We start from the raw sequence: 17,519 nt of genomic DNA on the forward strand, positions 1-17,519 counted from the left end.
GAGAATGACCACACTGGAAATTTGTTGCTATGGGGTGGATTGTGCCTTAACCGCTCAACAGGCGGGGGCCGATCGAATTGAACTCTGTGCGGCACCGCGTGAAGGCGGCCTGACACCTTCTGCTGGCATGCTGGAAGTCGCCCGTCGTGACATTTCTGTTCCGGTGCATCCTATTGTCCGCCCGCGCGGCGGAGATTTTTGCTATTCCAGCCGGGAGTTCGAGGCAATGAAATCGGATGTCGCGCGGATTCGCGAACTGGGCTTTCCGGGCGTAGTGTTAGGGATGCTGGATGAAGATGCCCATATTCATGTGGGGCAGATGCGGCAGATCATGGCGCTGTGCGACGGCATGGCGGTGACCTTCCATCGCGCCTTCGATCTCTGCCACCGGCCAAAACGTTCGCTCGATGTTTTAACCGATTTTGGCGTGAAACGTATCCTCACTTCCGGGCAGCAGCAGAGTGCGGAAAACGGAATTGCATTATTGAGGGAACTTAATGAATACAGCAGCGGTCCTATCATTATGGCAGGTGCTGGCGTTCGTTTAAGTAACCTGCAAAAGTTTCTTGATGCAGATATTCGTGAGGTACACAGCTCGGCAAGCCACCTGGTGGCATCACCGATGCGTTACCGCAAAGCGGGTGTTTCCATGTGTTCCGAAGCCGAAATTGATGAGTTCAGCCGTTACTGCGTCGATGGTGATGTTGTAGAGGCAATGAAAAGTGTCATGCAAATGAATACCGCCCGGGTGGCCTGACTCATAACCAGTTTTGCCGCGCAGCACGCCGATTGATGACGTGATGTTTGCAAGTACCAAACCCCAGCACATTTGCTGGGGTATTTTTTGTCCGGTATTCCGCTATAGTGGATGATGAAACAACGCATTGCGTGCATTCTGTGTCGCCGTTTGCCGTCAACGCGGCTTTGCTTTCCCTGTTCTGTTCCCCGGTTGCGGGTCATCAGCTTAACCCTAATCGACATTGATGTCAGAGGCCCTGCCATGCGATGCATTCTGCTTTCCGCTGTTCTCACCGTGATGGGATGCCATGCGCCCTTAACCTTTGCCGCGTGCAAATCAAACAGTAAAGCGGTCTCTGACAGTAATAACTGGATTCTGCTGGGCGGCAGTGCGAAAGGGGCGGTACGTCAGGTTGTCGCAGGGGAGTTTGGCAAAGACGTCAATTCGCAAAAGCGGGTGCTGGGGCAGTTTGATCCCTGTGGCGACCTGCTGGTGGCGGATATCAGTTATGACAAAAATGAGCGTAACGTCATTCTGAGCATGGAACAACATCTGGTGCGTGTGCAGGAAGGTTGGGTTGCCGAATATGCGTATCTGGTAAAAGTGCTGAAACAGGGAAAGGAAGTGGTGGTGGATAACCGACAAGGCACCATCAACTGGCACAAGGGAAAAAACGGCAATATTATCAGCGCTTCAGACAAATTCATCAGCATGGGCAAATCGGGATTCACGGACACCACGTACCGCTACGATAAACACTATCGTTTGCTGAAAAGCATTGCGCGCGGAACCGATCCCGTCAGCAACGGGGAATACCGTTACGCGTGGAGTCCGCAGGGCCTCGTCACCCGCACCACCTCTGCCCGGCGAAAAGACACCTATACCTATGACGATAAAGGGCGGGAGCTGCGCCTCAACGGCACGGCATCAACCGACGTCAGCACTCTGCGTACCGTGGATGAATGCCAGTTCTGGGATGACAAGGGCAACTGCACCCTGAGTTACCTGAATGAAACCGAAGTTTTTGAGAAAGGCACGGTGCAGCGTCACCTCAGTGCGGTTTATAAGTATCAGTACTGGGACAAACCCACTGAGGCGACGGAATAGCCACTATTTTACCGTTTTACTGAACGCATCCAGGCCCAGTAGCGCATGGGCGATCTGTTCCGGTGCCAGGTTAGGATTGAGGTTTTTCAGCGTATCGCCCTCGCTGTTCGCCAGCGCGCCGATTTTTACCAGATCTTCCCAGCTCACCCCGTCCAGATGCATCTCTTTTAACGTGGTCGGCATATTGATCGAACGGTAGAAGCGGATGTAGCGGGCAATTTCTTCATCGGGACGCTGCTCAAGCACCATCTGAGTTAACGTACCGTAGGCCACTTTTTCACCGTGAGTAAGATGGTGGATATCGCCGTCAATTGCGGTGAATCCGTTATGAATCGCGTGCGCACCTGCCAGACCGGCGTTCTCAAAGCCTAAACCGGACAGCAATGTATTGGCTTCCACTACCGCTTCTACCGCTGGCGTGACGCGTTTTTCCGAGACGGCGATATAGGCACTGTAGCCCCACGTCAGCAGCGTCTCTTCACAGGCCCGGGCAATGGCAAGACCGGCAATAGTCGGATCGCCATTGACCATCGATTTCGCATGGCTACGGGCCACCGCCTGGGCTTCCACCCAGGTCGCCAGACCATCGGCGATGCCGGACGCGAACAGGCGGGCGGGCGCGGCGGCGCACACGGCGGTATCAATTAACACCAGATCGGGATTTTTACTGTAGAAACGGTAGCTTTCAAAAACGCCACTGTCGGAATAGATAACAGACAGCGCGCTACAGGGCGCATCGGTTGAGGCAATGGTGGGCACAATCACTACCGGCTGTTTGAGTTCATCGGCCACGGCTTTTACCGTATCCAGCGTTTTGCCGCCACCCAAACCAATCACCACGTTACAGCCCTGCTGCTGCGCATGCTGACTTAACCGGGTAATTTCATTACTGGAGGCTTCGCCATTGAACTGCTGACGGCTGAGGGTAATGCCTGCTTTTTCCAGCGTAGACTGCGCCCGCTCACCAATCAGCCCCCAGACGACATCGTCAGCCACCACGAAAGCGTGATTGCCCAATTCCGTGACATACTCTCCCAGTTCATCGAGCACGCCCGCACCCTGTACATATTTGCGAGGCGAAGAGAAAATAAATTTACTCATGATCGTAGCTCCTGGTTTTTCAATTGAGACCGTTACCGGCCCGCTAATAACGCCACTAAAAAGCGTAGCAGTTAATCACGCCTGGCTGTCTGTACAGCGTGAAAAACGCTTGTTATTGTTAAGCACTTCTAATCAGGAGTACGCCTGTGACGACTTCATTCCTCTCTTTTCTGTTTGCGATCATCATTTTGACCCTGACGCCGGGGTTCGATACGGCATTAATTTTGCGATCGGCGGCGGCACAGGGCTGGCGACGAGCCAGTGCGACCGCGCTGGGCGTGGCGACGGGCTGTCTGTCGTGGGGCATTGCGGTCGGGCTGGGGCTGGGGGCGCTGCTGCTGGCATCGGAAACGGCGTATAACCTGCTGAAGTGGGCTGGCGCAGCCTATCTGCTCTGGCTGGGCGTCAGGTTACTGTGGCATCCGCGTCGCCAGAATGCAGCGCTGCCCGCCGAAACGCCGTCGCAGCAAACGCATCTGGCCTGCTTTCTGCGTGGGTTACTGGGGAATCTGTTGAATCCTAAAGTGGGCGTTTTCTACGTAACATTTTTACCGCAGTTTATCCCTCAGGGCGGCTCGGTCCCGGTCTGGTGCACCCTGATGGCCCTGACACATATGGTGACTGGATTGATCTGGAGCAGCGTGCTGATTGTCAGCAGTCACTATTTTGCGGCACAGATCAGGAAGCCACGCGTGTTGACAATCATGGATCGTTTGACGGGCTGCGTCTTTATTGGCTTCGCGGCGAAACTGGCGCTGTCTCGCCGCTGAGCATTACGGCTTGGTGGCGACCAGCACCGCACGCAGCGGTGCGGGATAACCTTCAACGGTTTTGCTGCTGTCCGCAGGATCAAGGAATTCCGCCAGCGATTCGCTGGTCATCCAGTCGGTCCGGCGCTGTTCATCTGTGGTCGTTACGGCAAAGTCCACAATGCGCACATCGACAAAGCCGCATTTCTCCAGCCAGCTTTTCAGCGCCTCGGCGGAGGGGATAAAGTAGACGTTGCGCATCTGAGCATAGCGTTCGCCCGGCACCAGCACCTGATTCACATCGCCTTCAATCACCAGCGTTTCCAGGACCAGTTCGCCGCCGCTCACTAACTGATTTTTCAGCTGCATCAGATGATCCAGCGGCGAACGGCGGTGATAAAGCACGCCCATGGAAAACACGGTATCGAACGCCTGAAGCACCGGCAGCTGTTCGATGCCGAGCGGCAGCAGGTGGGCGCGGCGGTCGTCATTTAACAGCTTGCGGACGGCTTCGAACTGGCACAGAAACAGCTGCATGGGATCGATACCGACCACAAGGTGCGCGCCTGCCCCGATCATGCGCCACATATGGTAGCCACTGCCACAGCCCACATCCAGTACAGTGCGTCCGGCTAACGAGGAGATGTGTGGCAGCACGCGATCCCATTTCCAGTCTGAGCGCCATTCCGTATTAATTTCGGTGCCGTAAAGCGAATAGGGGCCTTTGCGCCAGGGCATCAGATTACGCAGCAGTTTCTCAATGCCCTGACGGTGCCGATCGCTGATATCGTCCCGATCGACGCTGACGCTGTGCAGCAGGTCCAGCCGCTGAGGTTCCAGCTGGGGTAAATATTCCAGCGACTTGTACCAGTCACGGAAGTGCCCGTGCAGATTTTCACGCTGCCACTCGCTGATTTGCGCAGGCAGCACCTCCAGCCATTTTGCCAGGGGACCCACGGCGATTTGCTGATAAAAACGGCCAAAGTCGATCATTTTAATGCCACCAACGAACCAAAATTAAAACACTGAAACCACAGCTCAGCATGAGAAAAGCCGGCCTGTTTCAGGCGCGCCTTGTGCGTTTCTACGCTATCGGTGAGCATCACATTTTCCAGCATGCTGCGTTTCTGGCTGATTTCCAGTTCGCTGTAGCCGTTGGCGCGCTTAAAGTCATGATGCATGTTGAACAACAGTTCACCGACGTCACGATCTTCAAAGCTGAACTTCTCAGAGAGCACCAACGCGCCGCCGGGATTCAGCCCCTGCCAGATTTTGGTCAGCAACGTCAGGCGGGCTGGCGGTTCAAGAAACTGCAGGGTGAAATTGAGCACCACCAGTGAGGCGTTCTCAATGGCGATATCGCAGATATCCGCTTCGACGACCGTAACCGGCGTAGCCGCCCGAAACGCGTCGATATGACGGCGGCAGCGCTCCACCATGGCCGGCGAATTATCCACAGCAATAATCTGACAGCCGGGCACGTGAATATTGCGGCGCACTGAGAGCGTGGCAGCGCCTAGTGAACAGCCCAGGTCAAATACCTGGCTGTTGGGCTGGACGAAACGTTCTGCCAGCATGCCAATCATCGAAATGATGTTGGAATAGCCCGGCACTGAGCGCTGAATCATGTCGGGAAACACTTCAGCCACGCGCTCGTCAAACGTCCAGTCGCCCAGTTTTTCAATGGGCGCAGAAAAGAGTTGATCGCGATCAGACATAACGAAAATCCGAAGAGACGGCGGAAAGGGCGCTATTCTGGCAGAAACTGCCGCGGCCTGCACCCTTTACGCCGTTAACATTAACGCAAGCTGAGCAAGAGTGGCCAGGGCAGGTAAATCAGGTTAAAAATTACCATACCGGACAGCGAGAATAACGTCAGCATCATGCCATATTTGCGTTTGCTCATGACATCGCTGCGCAGGCCCTGTGCATGCAACACCCGGCCAATGAAAAACAGGATGCCGGTCAGGTGCACCATCCAGATATTCGCGCCGTTCATCTCCAGCACAATCAGCAATAATAACCCCAGCGGGATCGTTTCAATGGCATTGCCGTGAATCCGGATGGCCATGTGTAAATCGTGATGACCGCCATCGCCATAAGCCACATGATGCTGTCGCCGTAAGCGCACAACATTCAGGGTAAATTTCATGATCAGTAAGGCCCCGATCACCACATATAACGCGCTTATCATTATTGATTCCTTATTTTTACTTTTGCCAGAGGTGTGATGCTGCCGGTCGCTATCAGAATAGCGAATCCTGTTGCGGCCAGTCCGGCCCGGGACCGATGCTGGCATCAATTTTTTGCAGTTCAGGCCACAAGGCCTGCACCAGCGGAAAGACCTGGCCCATGTCGGGCGTGTGAATGAAGACCAGCGGTTCACTTTGCGTATGCCATTCAGCCAGTTTCGTCAGCCAGATGCGAAACAGCGGCAGGCTTTCTTCAAGACTATCGCTGCCGACAAAGCGGATCATCGGGCGCGGTCCTGTTAACAGCGCATGCGGCGGGACGCGCGGTTTTTGCTGGCGGGCGTGCAGCGCCGCCGCGCTTTGTGACGTTGAGGCGTGAACCGGACGGCTGTCCAGCACCACACGATTGACGCCGCGCTGGAGCAGGCCACGATTCAGCGCGCGCTCAGCCTCACCTTTCGCGAAAAAAGCGGCATGCCGCACTTCCACGCCATAGGAAAAAGAGGCAGGCAGACTATCCAGAAAACGCCACAGATCGCTGAGTTGGGCGGGAGAAAAGCTGGCAGGCAACTGGAGCCAGTACTGACCGATGCGATCGGCAAGCGGATGCATCAGGCGAAAAAAGTCGGTCAGTAAGTCATCGGTGTTTTGCAGTGCTGCCTGATGGCTGATTGTGCTGGGGAATTTAAAACAGAAGCGAAACTGATCGTGCGTCATATCCCGCCAGCGCAACACGGTTTCGGGATCCGGCAGTGCATACAGCGTGGTATTGCCCTCAACGGTCTGGAAATAACGCGCGTAGTCCGCCAGGGTTTCAATTCCCCAGCGTTTCCAGTGTGCGTGGTGCCATTGCGGCAAACCGATACGAAGTGTCACGCCTGACTCCTGTCGTTGAGTGTGATGGTAATTATCCTGTAAGGCAGTATATTGACGCAACCCGGTGAAAAGGGAACAGGAAATGCCGTGCTTTAGCGTGGCTCCACTTATCCTGTCAGCCTTTTTCCATTATAATAGCGGCCTTTTTTGCGACAGCACCTGATAAGGTTACGCGGCCTGGTGCTGTCTGCTGCAGCGGCGAAGTTAAAAGGATAGTGTTATGCGTACAGAGTATTGTGGACAGCTCAATCTGTCTCATGTGGGTCAGCAAGTTACGCTTTGCGGCTGGGTCAATCGCCGTCGCGATCTGGGAAGCCTGATCTTTATCGATATGCGCGACCGTGAAGGCATCGCCCAGGTGTTTTTCGATGCCGATCATCAAGAAGCGTTCCAGCTGGCATCTGAACTGCGTAACGAATTCTGTATCCAGATCACCGGTACCGTCCGTGCCCGTGACGAAAAGAACCGAAACAGCGACATGGCGACCGGCGACGTGGAAGTGTTCGCCCACGCGCTGACCATCATCAACCGTGCTGACCCTCTGCCGCTGGATTCTAATCAGACCAACAGCGAAGAAGCGCGTCTGACGTATCGCTATCTGGACCTGCGTCGTCCGGAGATGGCGCAGCGTTTGAAAACCCGTGCGAAAATCACCAGCTTTGTGCGTCGCTTTATGGATAACGAAGGCTTTCTGGATATTGAAACGCCGATGCTGACTAAAGCAACGCCAGAAGGCGCGCGCGACTATCTGGTGCCCAGCCGTGTGCACAAAGGGAAGTTCTATGCGCTGCCGCAGTCACCGCAGTTGTTCAAGCAGCTGCTGATGATGTCCGGCTTCGACCGCTATTATCAGATCGTTAAGTGCTTCCGTGATGAAGACCTGCGTGCTGATCGTCAGCCAGAGTTTACCCAGATCGACGTTGAAACCTCCTTCATGACCGCCGAACAGGTGCGTGAGAAGATGGAGCGTCTGATTCGTGAGCTGTGGATGGACATCAAAGGGGTGGATCTGGGGGCGTTTCCACAGATGACCTTTGCCGAAGCCATGCATCGCTTTGGTTCGGACAAGCCTGACCTGCGCAACCCGATGGAGCTGGTGGACGTAGGCGATCTGCTGAAAAGCGTCGAATTCCAGGTCTTTGCGGGTCCCGCAAATGACCCGAAAGGCCGCGTAGCTGCGCTGCGCGTGCCCGGCGGTGCGGCGGTGACGCGTAAGCAAATCGACGAATACGGCAAGTTTGTTGAAATCTACGGGGCCAAAGGGCTGGCGTGGATGAAGATTAACGAACGTGCCAACGGCTTCGAGGGCGTGCAGAGTCCGGTGGCCAAGTTCCTCAGTGCCGACATCGTGGAAGCGATACTGAACCGCACGGGCGCACAGGATGGCGACCTGATCTTCTTCGGTGCCGATCGCGCGAAAGTCGTGGCGGATGCGCTGGGTGCGCTGCGCCTGAAAGTCGGCCGCGATTTGCGGATCACCGACGAAAACGCCTGGGCACCGCTGTGGGTAATCGACTTCCCGATGTTTGAGGATGATGAAGAGGGCGGTCTGGCTGCGATGCACCATCCGTTCACTTCACCGAAAGACATGACCGCAGAGGCGCTGGCCAGCGATCCGGTTCAGGCGGTGGCAAATGCCTACGACATGGTGATTAACGGCTACGAAGTGGGCGGCGGTTCCGTGCGTATTCACAACAGCAAAATGCAGCAGACGGTGTTCAGTATCCTCGGGATCACCGAAGAGGAGCAGCGCCTGAAGTTTGGCTTCCTGCTTGACGCGCTGAAATACGGTACACCACCGCACGCGGGCCTGGCGTTTGGTCTGGATCGCCTGACGATGCTGCTGACCGGCACCGATAACATTCGCGATGTTATCGCATTCCCGAAAACCACCGCCGCCGCGTGCATGATGACCGAAGCACCGAGCGAAGCCAATCCTGCCGCGTTGCTGGATCTGGGCATTCTGGTGGCGCCGAAGAAAGAAAAGTCAGAGAACAAGTAATGGGCAATAAACATCCGGTATCGGTGCTGGTGGTGATTTTTGCGCAAGATACTGGCCGGGTGTTAATGCTGCAGCGACGTGATGATGCCAGCTTCTGGCAGTCGGTCACAGGCAGCCTGGAAGTCGGGGAAACCCCGCGCCAGGCGGCCGAGCGTGAGGTGTCAGAGGAGCTGTCCATCAACATTGCGGACGAAAAGTTAGTGCTGGAAGACTGTCACAAACAGATCGAGTTTGAAATTTTCCCGCACTATCGCCACCGTTACGCACCGGGCATTACGCATAACCGTGAACACTGGTTCAGGCTGGCGTTACCCGCAGAGCGCGACCTGCTGCTCACCGAGCATCTTGCCGCGCGCTGGCTTGAGCCCGCCGCTGCTGCTGCCCTGACCAAGTCCTGGAGTAACCGCCAGGCGATTGAGGAATTTATCTGAATGCCTGCCGTAACGCGTTTTTCAGGCGGCAGTGACGTTAAATTTCGCGAATTCGACGAAGCTCATCCTTCGTTCCCTAAACCGGGCGCCGGTGATAAACCGGCGCCGTTAAAATTGAAGAGTCGGGCATCATCGGTATCGCGAAGCCGCGACTGTCAGTGCAGCGCAACCGGAACGTTTATAACGACGTGAGGATGGCAGGCACTGTCGGGAGGCGGATCGTAAGTCAGATAGCCCGTGCGATTGTTAAGATCGGAGAATATGCAAGATGGCTGGACATAGTAAATGGGCGAATACCAAGCACCGCAAGGCTGCTCAGGATGCCAAGCGCGGTAAAATCTTTACCAAAATCATTCGCGAGCTGGTGACCGCCGCGAAACTGGGTGGGGGCGATCCCGGTTCTAACCCACGTTTACGTGCTGCCATGGACAAAGCGCTGTCTAATAACATGACACGCGATACCATGAACCGTGCGATTGCACGCGGTGTGGGCGGCGAAGATGATTCCAACATGGAAACCATCATCTATGAAGGTTACGGTCCGGGGGGATCGGCCATCATGATCGAGTGTCTGAGTGATAACCGAAACCGTACGGTGGGTGAAGTGCGTCATGCGTTCACCAAAACCGGCGGCAACCTGGGAACCGATGGCTCCGTGTCTTACCTGTTCAGCAAAAAAGGCGTGATTTCTTACGCGCCAGGCCAGGATGAAGATGCGGTGATGGAAGCCGCGCTGGAAGCCGGTGCAGAGGACGTGGTGGCGTATGATGATGGCGCTATCGATGTCTTCACCGCCTGGGAAGAGATGGGCACTGTTCGCGATGCGCTGGAAGCCGCCGGTCTGAAAGCGGATACGGCGGAAATTGCGATGATTCCGTCAACCAAAGCGGAAATGGATGCGGAAACCGCACCGAAACTGCTGCGTCTGATCGATATGCTGGAAGACTGCGACGACGTGCAGGAGGTTTATCACAACGGTGAGATCTCCGATGAGGTGGCGGAAACGCTGTAATGCTGTACCGCTTTCATCGCTGGCTGGAGACGCGTCATGTCTATTATCCTGGGGATTGACCCCGGTTCACGCGTCACCGGTTACGGGGTGATTCGTCAGACCGGCCGTCAGCTCACCTATCTGGGCAGCGGCTGTATCCGCACCAATACGACAGAATTGCCGGCGCGCCTGAAGCTGATCTATGCTGGCGTTTGCGAAATTATCACGCAGTTTTCGCCTGATTTTTTCGCCATCGAGCAGGTGTTTATGGCGAAGAACGCCGACTCGGCGCTGAAGCTTGGCCAGGCGCGCGGTGCCGCCATCGTCGCGGCGGTAAACCATGACCTGCCGGTGTTCGAATATGCCGCACGTCAGGTGAAGCAGACGGTTGTTGGAACCGGCGGGGCAGAAAAAAGTCAGGTTCAGCATATGGTCAAATCCTTACTGAAGCTTGCAGCCAGTCCGCAGGCTGATGCCGCCGATGCGCTGGCTATCGCGATTACGCACTGCCATGTTGCACAGAATGCCGCGCGCATGAGTGAGAACACGCTGGTGCTGACCCGCGGCCGGCTGCGGCAGCGCTAACGGCAATCCCCGCAATATGCCCGTCAGGCTGGATATTCATCCAGCCTTTTTTATGGTATAAATTCCGCCACATACGTTGAATAAGGAAGGCATCAGGTGATAGGTCGTTTACGGGGAACCATTCTGGAAAAGCAGCCACCGCTGGTCCTGCTAGAGGCGCATGGCGTTGGTTATGAAGTCCATATGCCAATGACCTGTTTTTATGAACTGCCTGAGCTTAATCACGAAGCGATAATCTTTACGCAATTTGTGGTTCGTGAAGACGCGCAACTGCTGTTCGGCTTTAACAGCAAACAGGAACGTGCCCTGTTTCGTGAACTGATAAAAGTCAACGGCGTTGGGCCGAAACTGGCGCTCGCTATTCTGTCGGGCATGTCCGCTCAGCAGTTTGTCACGGCGGTGGAAAAAGAAGAGATTGCCGCGCTGGTCAAACTGCCGGGTGTGGGCAAGAAAACCGCCGAGCGTCTGGTTGTCGAGATGAAGGATCGCTTTAAAGGGATGCATGGCGATCTGTTTGGCGGTGACTCGGCCTTTACGCTGACCACGCCGGGCCCGGAACCCGAAACCAACGACGCCGAAGCGGAAGCGGTTGCAGCGCTGGTGTCCCTGGGTTATAAACCGCAGGAAGCGAGCCGCATGATCAGCAAAGTGGGTCGCCCTGACGCGGATTGTGAAACATTAATTCGCGAAGCGCTCCGCGCCGCTATTTGAGGTAATTCATGATTGAAGCCGATCGCCTGATCTCCGCCGCCAGCGTTAGCGAAGAAGAGAGCCTCGACCGCGCCATCCGGCCTAAGATGCTGACCGAGTATGTCGGCCAGCCGCAGGTGCGGGAGCAAATGGAAATTTTTATCAAAGCGGCCCAACTGCGTGGCGATGCGCTGGATCATTTGCTGATTTTTGGCCCACCCGGGCTGGGAAAAACCACCCTGGCGAACATTGTGGCTAATGAGATGGGCGTCAATCTGCGCACCACCTCCGGTCCGGTGCTGGAGAAAGCGGGCGATTTGGCGGCGATGCTGACCAACCTTGAGCCACATGATGTGCTGTTTATTGATGAGATTCACCGCCTGTCACCGGTCGTTGAAGAAGTGCTGTATCCGGCGATGGAAGACTATCAGCTGGATATCATGATTGGCGAAGGTCCGGCAGCGCGCTCGATTAAGCTTGATCTGCCGCCGTTTACGCTGATTGGTGCCACTACGCGCGCGGGCTCACTGACGTCGCCCCTGCGCGATCGTTTTGGTATCGTGCAGCGGCTGGAATTCTATCAGGTGAAAGATTTGCAGCATATCGTCGGGCGCAGTGCCGCTTGCTTGGGCCTGGCGCTGAGCGAGGAGGGGGCCCTTGAAATCGCCCGTCGCTCTCGCGGCACGCCGCGTATTGCTAACCGACTGTTACGCCGGGTGCGTGATTTTGCAGAAGTGCGGGCAAACGGTAACTTAAGCGGCGAAGTCTCAGTGACCGCGCTGGACATGCTTAACGTTGACAGCGAAGGTTTCGACTATATGGATCGTAAACTGCTGCTGGCGATTATTGATAAATTCACCGGCGGGCCGGTGGGTCTGGATAACCTTGCGGCGGCGATTGGTGAAGAGCGGGAAACGATCGAAGATGTCATCGAGCCCTTCCTGATTCAGCAGGGCTTTATTCAACGCACACCGCGCGGCCGGATGGCCACGCAGCATGCTTACCGTCATTTCGGTATCACCAAAGAGGCGTAATCACAGCGCCGGTTTGCGCACCATACTGACGATAAACAGTATGGCTGCGCACAGCACCACAGACGGCCCCGCAGGTGTGTCATAGAACGCCGAAAAGGTTAACCCGCCGGTCACTGCCATTACCCCCATCAGCACCGCAATCGCGGCCATCATTTCCGGTGAACGTGCAAAGCGTCGCGCCGTCGCAGCCGGGATAATCAGCAGCGAGGTGATGATCAGCGCCCCGACAAATTTCATCGCCACGCCAATAGTCAGCGCGGTCACCAGCATCAGGATTAACCGGGTGCGTTGAATATTCACGCCATCGACCTGCGCCAGTTCGGGGCTGATGGTCATCGACAGCAACGGGCGCCACTGCCAGGCCATGACCGCTAAAACACAACCTACGCCTGCAGCCATTGCCCCGAGATCGGCAGGGGTGACCGCCAGCAAATCGCCGAACAGGTAGGCCATCAAATCGACCCGCACATTCGACATCAGGCTGACGACCACCAGTCCCAGTGACAGCGCACTATGCGCCATAATGCCCAGCAAGGTATCAATGGCCAGATGCGGGCGGCGTTCCAGCCAGACCAGCCCCAGCGCCAGACAAACCGTGACCAGAATCACGGCATAATAAGGATTTACATCCAGCATTAAACCAAACGCAACGCCAAGCAGTGAGGCATGGGCCAGTGTGTCGCCAAAGTAAGACATCTTGCGCCAGACGACAAACGAACCCAGAGGACCGGCGGCCAGCGCCAGCATGACGCCGCCCAGCCAGCCTGGTAGCAATAATTCAATCATAGTGGACCCGGTCCCTTGCGAAGTACGATACGTCCCTTTAAGTCGTGACGATGATTATGGTGATGACGATAGATAGCCAGTTCCTGTGCGCCGCGTGGCCCAAACATGGCAATAAATTCCGGATGCTTAGAGACAGCCTCGGGCGTGCCGGAACAGCAGATATGATGATTGAGGCACAGCACTTCGTCTGTCTTGGCCATGACCAGATGCAAATCATGAGAGACCATCAATACCGCACAGTTCAGCTCATGACGAAGCTGGTTAATCAAATCATAGAGCGCGACCTGACCATTGACGTCCACGCCCTGTGTCGGCTCATCCAGCACCAGCAACTGTGGCTGATTAAGCAGCGCACGCGCAAGCAGGACGCGCTGCATTTCGCCACCGGACAGTTTCTGCAGGGGAGAGGTCAGCAGGTGACCGGCCTGAACGCGTTTGAGCGCAGGCAGAATGTCCTGATGACGTGCGCCACGTGACAAACGCATAAAACGCTCGACGGTAACCGGTAACGTCGGATCGATGTGCAGTTTCTGAGGCACATAACCAATACGCAGGTTCGCACTGCGATGCACCTGACCGGATGAGGGCGCGAGCAGGCCGAGTACCACGCGCACCAGCGTCGATTTACCCGCGCCATTGGGACCCAGCAGCGTCAAAATTTTACCAGGATGAAGCGCCAGGCTCACGCCAGACAGGACGGTGCGTTGAGCAAACTGGATGGAGACATTTTCAAGTGTGACAAGTGATGGCATAAGATTTACAGGTTGCGCAGAATTTCGAATGTTATAATATCACATCCAATCTGTTGATGACGAAGGAATGACGCATTATGTTACATAATAAAAAAGGGGTGGGTTTTACCCTGGCTGCGCTTGCTTTTGCTACCGCCGTTGCTTTGCCCGCTCATGCCAATGTAGTGGCCTCCATTAAGCCTGTTGGCTTCATTGCCTCTGCGATTGCGGACGGGGTAACACCGGTGGAGGTCTTGCTGCCTGATGGCGCATCCGAACATGATTATGCCCTGCGCCCGTCTGATGTAAAACGCTTACAAAACGCGGACTTAGTGGTCTGGGTGGGACCAGAAATGGAAGCGTTTATGACCAAATCAGCCGCCGCCCTGCCAGAAAAAAAGAATCTTGAGATAGTACAAATTCCCGGCGTAAAAACGATGTTGCTGCGGGGCGGTGAAGACGATGATCACGATGACCATGAGGCAGCAGAGCACGATCATGATGCAGAGCATCATCATCATCACGGTGAGTTTAACATGCACTTGTGGATGTCACCCGAAATCGCGCAAAAAACCGCGGTTGCAATCCATGAAAAATTATTGGAACTTATGCCGCAGGATAAAGCCAAACTTGACGCCAACCTGCAGCATTTTGAGGCAGAATTAGCGGACACAGATAAGCGCATTATCTCACAGCTTGCCCCCGTTAAAGATAAAGGGTATTTCGTTTTTCACGACGCTTACACGTACTTTGAAAAACACTACGGTCTCTCGCCCACCGGGCATTTTACCGTTAACCCAGAAATTCAACCGGGTGCACAGCGCTTACATCAAATTCGAACACAGTTGGTTGAGAAAAAGGCCGTTTGCGTCTTTGCTGAGCCACAATTCAGGCCGGCGGTCATCGATGCTGTTGCCCGTGGAACGCAGGTGCGTAAAGGCACGCTCGATCCACTGGGCACAGACATCAGCTTAGGAAAAGACAGCTATGTGAAATTCCTCTCACAGCTGTCGAGCCAGTATGAGACCTGCCTGAAAGGAGCATAGAGGAATAGTTTAACGTGCAGCAGATAGCCCGCTCTGTCGCCCTCGCATTTAATAATTTGCCGCGCCCCCACCGCGTTATGCTGGGATCGTTAACCGTTGTTACTCTGGCCGTCGCAGTCTGGCGGCCTTATGTTTACCATCCGAATGATGATGTTACGCCCATCGTCAAAGCCATTGAGTTAGACAAAAACGAGTTTCGCACACTGCTTCCTGAAGCCAGTGAACCTATCGATCAAACCACGCCCGAACCCGATGAAGAACTGCCTTCAGACGACGTCGATCAGGATGTCGCCGATACGGCAGGCACGCACGATTACACCGTCTCCTCAGGCGACACGCTCAGCAGCGCACTGAACCAGTATGGCATCGACATGAGCGACATTAATGCGCTGGTGGCCAGCGATAAAGATCTGCGTAATTTGCAGGTCGGTCAGCAGCTCAGCTGGACGCTCAATGATGCCGGCGCACTGGATACCTTTACCTGGGAAATCTCGCGTCGTGAAACCCGCACCTATACGCGCACCGATAAAGGTGGCTTTAGCATGCAGTCGCAGATGCAAAAGGGTGAATGGCGCAACAGTGTGATTCAGGGCGAAGTCCGCGGCAGCTTTGCCGCCAGCGCTATGCGTGCCGGTTTAAGCAGTGCAGAGGCCAGCAGCGTGATCAAAGCCATGCAGTGGCAGATGGATTTTCGTAAGTTACGCGCGGGCGATAAATTCAGCGTGCTGATGTCGCGCGAAATGCTGGAAGGCAAGAGCGCGCAAAGCCAGCTACTGGGTGTGCGTTTGCGCAGCGGCGGCAAAGATTATTACGCGTTCCGGGCCGAAGACGGCAAATATTACGACCGCAGCGGTGCGGGCCTGGCGCGGGGCTTTATGCGTTTCCCCACCGTGAAACAGTACCGTGTCTCGTCGAACTTTAATCCGCGCCGTCTTAATCCGGTGACGGGCCGAATTGCACCGCACAAAGGTGTCGATTTCGCGCTGCCGGTTGGTACGCCTGTGCTGGCTGTGGGCGATGGCGAAGTCGTGGTGGCCAAAAACGGCGGTGCCGCCGGTAACTATGTGGCCATCCGTCACGGCCGTCAGTATATGACGCGTTACATGCACCTCAAAAAAGTGCTGGTGAAACCGGGGCAAAAGGTAAAGCGTGGCGATCGCATTGCGCTCTCCGGCAATACCGGCCGTTCAACCGGACCGCATCTGCATTTTGAGATCTGGATTAATAATCAGGCTGTTAATCCCCTGACGGCCAAACTGCCGCGCATGGAAGGTCTGACGGGCAAAGATCGTTCGCAGTATCTTGCTCAGGTCAAAGGCTGGTTACCGCAGTTGGGGATGAAGTAAATACTTTGATAACGTCGACGGCATGGCCGTCGACTTTTTTATCTCTGGCGCAGGATGATTGCAAATTTACTCGTCGCCACTATCATTAGCCCGTCATTGATTGAGGCGAGTGCATGGAAACCCGTAAAAAAAATAACATTGAATTTATTCCCGTTTTTGAACGTTCTTTTTTAAAGCCAAAATACTGGGGCAGCTGGCTGGCCATTGGCGCGCTGGCGGGTATTGCATTGATGCCGCCTCGCGTGCGCGATCCGCTTCTGGGAGGGCTCGGCAAGTTTGCTGGTAAGCTGGCGAAGGGCGCGCGTCGCCGTGCGCTCATCAATCTCTATTACTGCCTGCCTGAATTAAGCGAATCTCAGCGTGACGCGATTGTCGATCAGATGTTTGCCACCGCACCGCAAGCCATGGCCATGATGGCCGAGCTGGGTATGCGCGATCCGGCACATATCCGCCAGCGGGTTGAGTGGCACGGTCGGGAAATTATTGATCAACTGCAGGCCGACAAGCAGAACGTGATTTTTCTGGTGCCGCATGGCTGGGCTGTGGACATTCCGGCCATGCTGCTGGCCTCAGAGGGACAGATGATGGCCGCGATGTTCCATAACCAGAGCGATCCGCTGGTGGACTATGTCTGGAACCGTGTCCGCCGTCGTTTTGGTGGCCGTATGCATGCGCGCAACGATGGCATTAAGCCGTTTATCAGTTCGGTCCGTCAGGGCTACTGGGGCTATTATCTGCCTGACCAGGATCACGGGCCGGAACACAGTGAGTTTGTCGACTTCTTTGCCACTTACAAAGCTACCTTACCCGCCGTTGGCCGGTTGATGAAAGTCTGTCGCGCCCGCGTCGTGCCGCTGTTTCCGGTGTATAACGGAGAAAGGCATAAGCTGGAAATTTACGTTCGTCCGCCGATGGATGACTTACTCGAAGCGGATGACCGTCAACTGGCGCGGCGGATGAATGAAGAGGTAGAAGTGTTTGTGCGTCCGCATCCGGAACAATATACCTGGATACTGAAACTGCTTAAAACCCGAAAAGCGGGTGATGTCGAACCCTACTCGCGAGACGAGCTTTATCCTCGTAAATAAAGAAAGGCCGCATGGCGGCCTTTAT

General features: G+C 55.3%; 19 protein-coding genes. 12 read left to right on the forward strand and 7 right to left on the reverse strand.

The genetic code is table 11. The features are described from left to right. Positions 1 to 4: 4 nt before the first annotated feature. Complete coding sequence (gene cutC / locus RAC90_RS01560; RefSeq protein WP_033741990.1) at positions 5 to 757, forward strand: copper homeostasis protein CutC; 753 nt, start codon at positions 5 to 7, stop codon at positions 755 to 757. 243 nt (positions 758 to 1,000) lie between these two features. Continuing rightward, positions 1,001 to 1,846, forward strand: a complete 846-nt coding sequence (locus tag RAC90_RS01565) for a hypothetical protein (RefSeq protein ID WP_058701778.1) — start codon at positions 1,001 to 1,003, stop codon at positions 1,844 to 1,846. A gap of 3 nt (positions 1,847 to 1,849) precedes the next feature. Here the strand turns inward: RAC90_RS01565 and RAC90_RS01570 are convergent, their stop codons facing one another. Next, entirely contained in the window at positions 1,850 to 2,947 is a 1,098-nt protein-coding gene (locus RAC90_RS01570) for a glycerol dehydrogenase (RefSeq protein ID WP_033741989.1), read from the reverse strand. Between the two features lie 146 nt (positions 2,948 to 3,093). Here RAC90_RS01570 and RAC90_RS01575 point away from each other — a divergent pair, with 146 nt between their 5' ends. Beyond that, the gene (locus RAC90_RS01575; RefSeq protein ID WP_162285807.1) at positions 3,094 to 3,717 is read left to right on the forward strand and encodes a LysE family translocator; all 624 of its coding nucleotides are present in this window, start codon (positions 3,094 to 3,096) and stop codon (positions 3,715 to 3,717) included. Positions 3,718 to 3,720: 3 nt separating this feature from the next. On the opposite strand, the gene cmoB is transcribed toward RAC90_RS01575, so the two are convergent. The 4 genes from cmoB to RAC90_RS01595 form a co-directional block, all read right to left on the reverse strand. Next, a complete protein-coding gene (cmoB, locus tag RAC90_RS01580; protein WP_375123863.1) occupies positions 3,721 to 4,689 on the reverse strand; it encodes a tRNA 5-methoxyuridine(34)/uridine 5-oxyacetic acid(34) synthase CmoB in 969 nt (322 codons plus the stop codon). Further along, positions 4,686 to 5,414, reverse strand: a complete 729-nt coding sequence (gene cmoA, locus RAC90_RS01585) for a carboxy-S-adenosyl-L-methionine synthase CmoA (protein ID WP_039343163.1) — start codon at positions 5,412 to 5,414, stop codon at positions 4,686 to 4,688. The genes cmoB and cmoA overlap by 4 nt, the downstream gene beginning before the upstream one ends. An 80-nt stretch (positions 5,415 to 5,494) precedes the next feature. Beyond that, the gene (locus RAC90_RS01590; RefSeq protein WP_058701780.1) at positions 5,495 to 5,890 is read right to left on the reverse strand and encodes an MAPEG family protein; all 396 of its coding nucleotides are present in this window, start codon (positions 5,888 to 5,890) and stop codon (positions 5,495 to 5,497) included. A 52-nt stretch (positions 5,891 to 5,942) separates the two neighbouring features. Then, positions 5,943 to 6,764 (reverse strand): DUF72 domain-containing protein, encoded by an 822-nt coding sequence (locus RAC90_RS01595; RefSeq protein ID WP_006120264.1) that lies wholly within the window; start codon positions 6,762 to 6,764, stop codon positions 5,943 to 5,945. Between the two features lie 220 nt (positions 6,765 to 6,984). On the opposite strand from RAC90_RS01595, the gene aspS reads away from it, so the two are divergent. From aspS to ruvB, 6 genes are all read left to right on the forward strand, one after another. Further along, entirely contained in the window at positions 6,985 to 8,766 is a 1,782-nt protein-coding gene (aspS, locus tag RAC90_RS01600; RefSeq protein WP_375123864.1) for an aspartate--tRNA ligase, read from the forward strand. Then, positions 8,766 to 9,197 carry a dihydroneopterin triphosphate diphosphatase gene (gene nudB, locus RAC90_RS01605; RefSeq protein WP_006120266.1) on the forward strand — a complete coding sequence of 144 codons (432 nt, stop codon included), beginning with the start codon at positions 8,766 to 8,768 and terminating at the stop codon, positions 9,195 to 9,197. Before aspS ends, nudB begins: the two co-directional genes overlap by 1 nt. Before the next feature lie 268 nt (positions 9,198 to 9,465). Continuing rightward, complete coding sequence (locus tag RAC90_RS01610; protein ID WP_375123865.1) at positions 9,466 to 10,209, forward strand: YebC/PmpR family DNA-binding transcriptional regulator; 744 nt, start codon at positions 9,466 to 9,468, stop codon at positions 10,207 to 10,209. 36 nt (positions 10,210 to 10,245) lie between these two features. Next, entirely contained in the window at positions 10,246 to 10,773 is a 528-nt protein-coding gene (gene ruvC / locus RAC90_RS01615) for a crossover junction endodeoxyribonuclease RuvC (RefSeq protein WP_033741979.1), read from the forward strand. A gap of 96 nt (positions 10,774 to 10,869) precedes the next feature. After that, complete coding sequence (gene ruvA, locus RAC90_RS01620; RefSeq protein WP_006120270.1) at positions 10,870 to 11,484, forward strand: Holliday junction branch migration protein RuvA; 615 nt, start codon at positions 10,870 to 10,872, stop codon at positions 11,482 to 11,484. An 8-nt stretch (positions 11,485 to 11,492) separates the two neighbouring features. Further along, positions 11,493 to 12,497, forward strand: coding sequence for a Holliday junction branch migration DNA helicase RuvB (gene ruvB / locus RAC90_RS01625; RefSeq protein WP_006120271.1), 1,005 nt, complete (start codon positions 11,493 to 11,495; stop codon positions 12,495 to 12,497). On the opposite strand, the gene znuB is transcribed toward ruvB, so the two are convergent. Both znuB and znuC read right to left on the reverse strand, forming a co-directional pair. Then, positions 12,498 to 13,283: a zinc ABC transporter permease subunit ZnuB gene (gene znuB / locus RAC90_RS01630; RefSeq protein ID WP_375123866.1), complete on the reverse strand. Its 786-nt coding sequence runs from the start codon at positions 13,281 to 13,283 to the stop codon at positions 12,498 to 12,500. Continuing rightward, a complete protein-coding gene (znuC, locus tag RAC90_RS01635) occupies positions 13,280 to 14,035 on the reverse strand; it encodes a zinc ABC transporter ATP-binding protein ZnuC (RefSeq protein WP_375123867.1) in 756 nt (251 codons plus the stop codon). Before znuC ends, znuB begins: the two co-directional genes overlap by 4 nt. 77 nt (positions 14,036 to 14,112) lie before the next feature. Here znuC and znuA point away from each other — a divergent pair, with 77 nt between their 5' ends. The 3 genes from znuA to lpxM all read left to right on the forward strand — a co-directional run bounded on the left by znuA (position 14,113) and on the right by lpxM (position 17,494). Continuing rightward, entirely contained in the window at positions 14,113 to 15,060 is a 948-nt protein-coding gene (znuA, locus tag RAC90_RS01640) for a zinc ABC transporter substrate-binding protein ZnuA (protein ID WP_039343147.1), read from the forward strand. Between the two features lie 14 nt (positions 15,061 to 15,074). Continuing rightward, on the forward strand, positions 15,075 to 16,406 hold the full coding sequence (mepM, locus tag RAC90_RS01645) for a murein DD-endopeptidase MepM (RefSeq protein ID WP_033741971.1): 1,332 nt from the start codon (positions 15,075 to 15,077) through the stop codon (positions 16,404 to 16,406). A gap of 113 nt (positions 16,407 to 16,519) precedes the next feature. Continuing rightward, on the forward strand, positions 16,520 to 17,494 hold the full coding sequence (lpxM, locus tag RAC90_RS01650) for a lauroyl-Kdo(2)-lipid IV(A) myristoyltransferase (RefSeq protein WP_375123868.1): 975 nt from the start codon (positions 16,520 to 16,522) through the stop codon (positions 17,492 to 17,494). Positions 17,495 to 17,519 lie beyond the last annotated feature (25 nt).

Origin of the sequence: Pantoea sp. CS_6 (assembly GCF_041954745.1) — a bacterium.
Taxonomy (GTDB): Bacteria; Pseudomonadota; Gammaproteobacteria; order Enterobacterales; family Enterobacteriaceae; genus Pantoea; species Pantoea stewartii.

Excerpts from the sequence above, each read along its gene's own strand:
- nudB (WP_006120266.1), top strand. The coding sequence starts at position 8,766 with ATGGGCAATAAACATCCGGTATCGGTGCTGGTGGTGATTTTTGCGCAA.
- RAC90_RS01610 (WP_375123865.1), top strand. The coding sequence starts at position 9,466 with ATGGCTGGACATAGTAAATGGGCGAATACCAAGCACCGCAAGGCTGCT.
- cmoA (WP_039343163.1), bottom strand. The coding sequence starts at position 5,414 with ATGTCTGATCGCGATCAACTCTTTTCTGCGCCCATTGAAAAACTGGGC.
- cutC (WP_033741990.1), top strand. The coding sequence starts at position 5 with ATGACCACACTGGAAATTTGTTGCTATGGGGTGGATTGTGCCTTAACC.
- RAC90_RS01590 (WP_058701780.1), bottom strand. The coding sequence starts at position 5,890 with ATGATAAGCGCGTTATATGTGGTGATCGGGGCCTTACTGATCATGAAA.
- ruvB (WP_006120271.1), top strand. The coding sequence starts at position 11,493 with ATGATTGAAGCCGATCGCCTGATCTCCGCCGCCAGCGTTAGCGAAGAA.
- ruvC (WP_033741979.1), top strand. The coding sequence starts at position 10,246 with ATGTCTATTATCCTGGGGATTGACCCCGGTTCACGCGTCACCGGTTAC.
- aspS (WP_375123864.1), top strand. The coding sequence starts at position 6,985 with ATGCGTACAGAGTATTGTGGACAGCTCAATCTGTCTCATGTGGGTCAG.
- znuC (WP_375123867.1), bottom strand. The coding sequence starts at position 14,035 with ATGCCATCACTTGTCACACTTGAAAATGTCTCCATCCAGTTTGCTCAA.
- znuB (WP_375123866.1), bottom strand. The coding sequence starts at position 13,283 with ATGATTGAATTATTGCTACCAGGCTGGCTGGGCGGCGTCATGCTGGCG.
- cmoB (WP_375123863.1), bottom strand. The coding sequence starts at position 4,689 with ATGATCGACTTTGGCCGTTTTTATCAGCAAATCGCCGTGGGTCCCCTG.
- RAC90_RS01565 (WP_058701778.1), top strand. The coding sequence starts at position 1,001 with ATGCGATGCATTCTGCTTTCCGCTGTTCTCACCGTGATGGGATGCCAT.
- znuA (WP_039343147.1), top strand. The coding sequence starts at position 14,113 with ATGTTACATAATAAAAAAGGGGTGGGTTTTACCCTGGCTGCGCTTGCT.
- RAC90_RS01570 (WP_033741989.1), bottom strand. The coding sequence starts at position 2,947 with ATGAGTAAATTTATTTTCTCTTCGCCTCGCAAATATGTACAGGGTGCG.
- lpxM (WP_375123868.1), top strand. The coding sequence starts at position 16,520 with ATGGAAACCCGTAAAAAAAATAACATTGAATTTATTCCCGTTTTTGAA.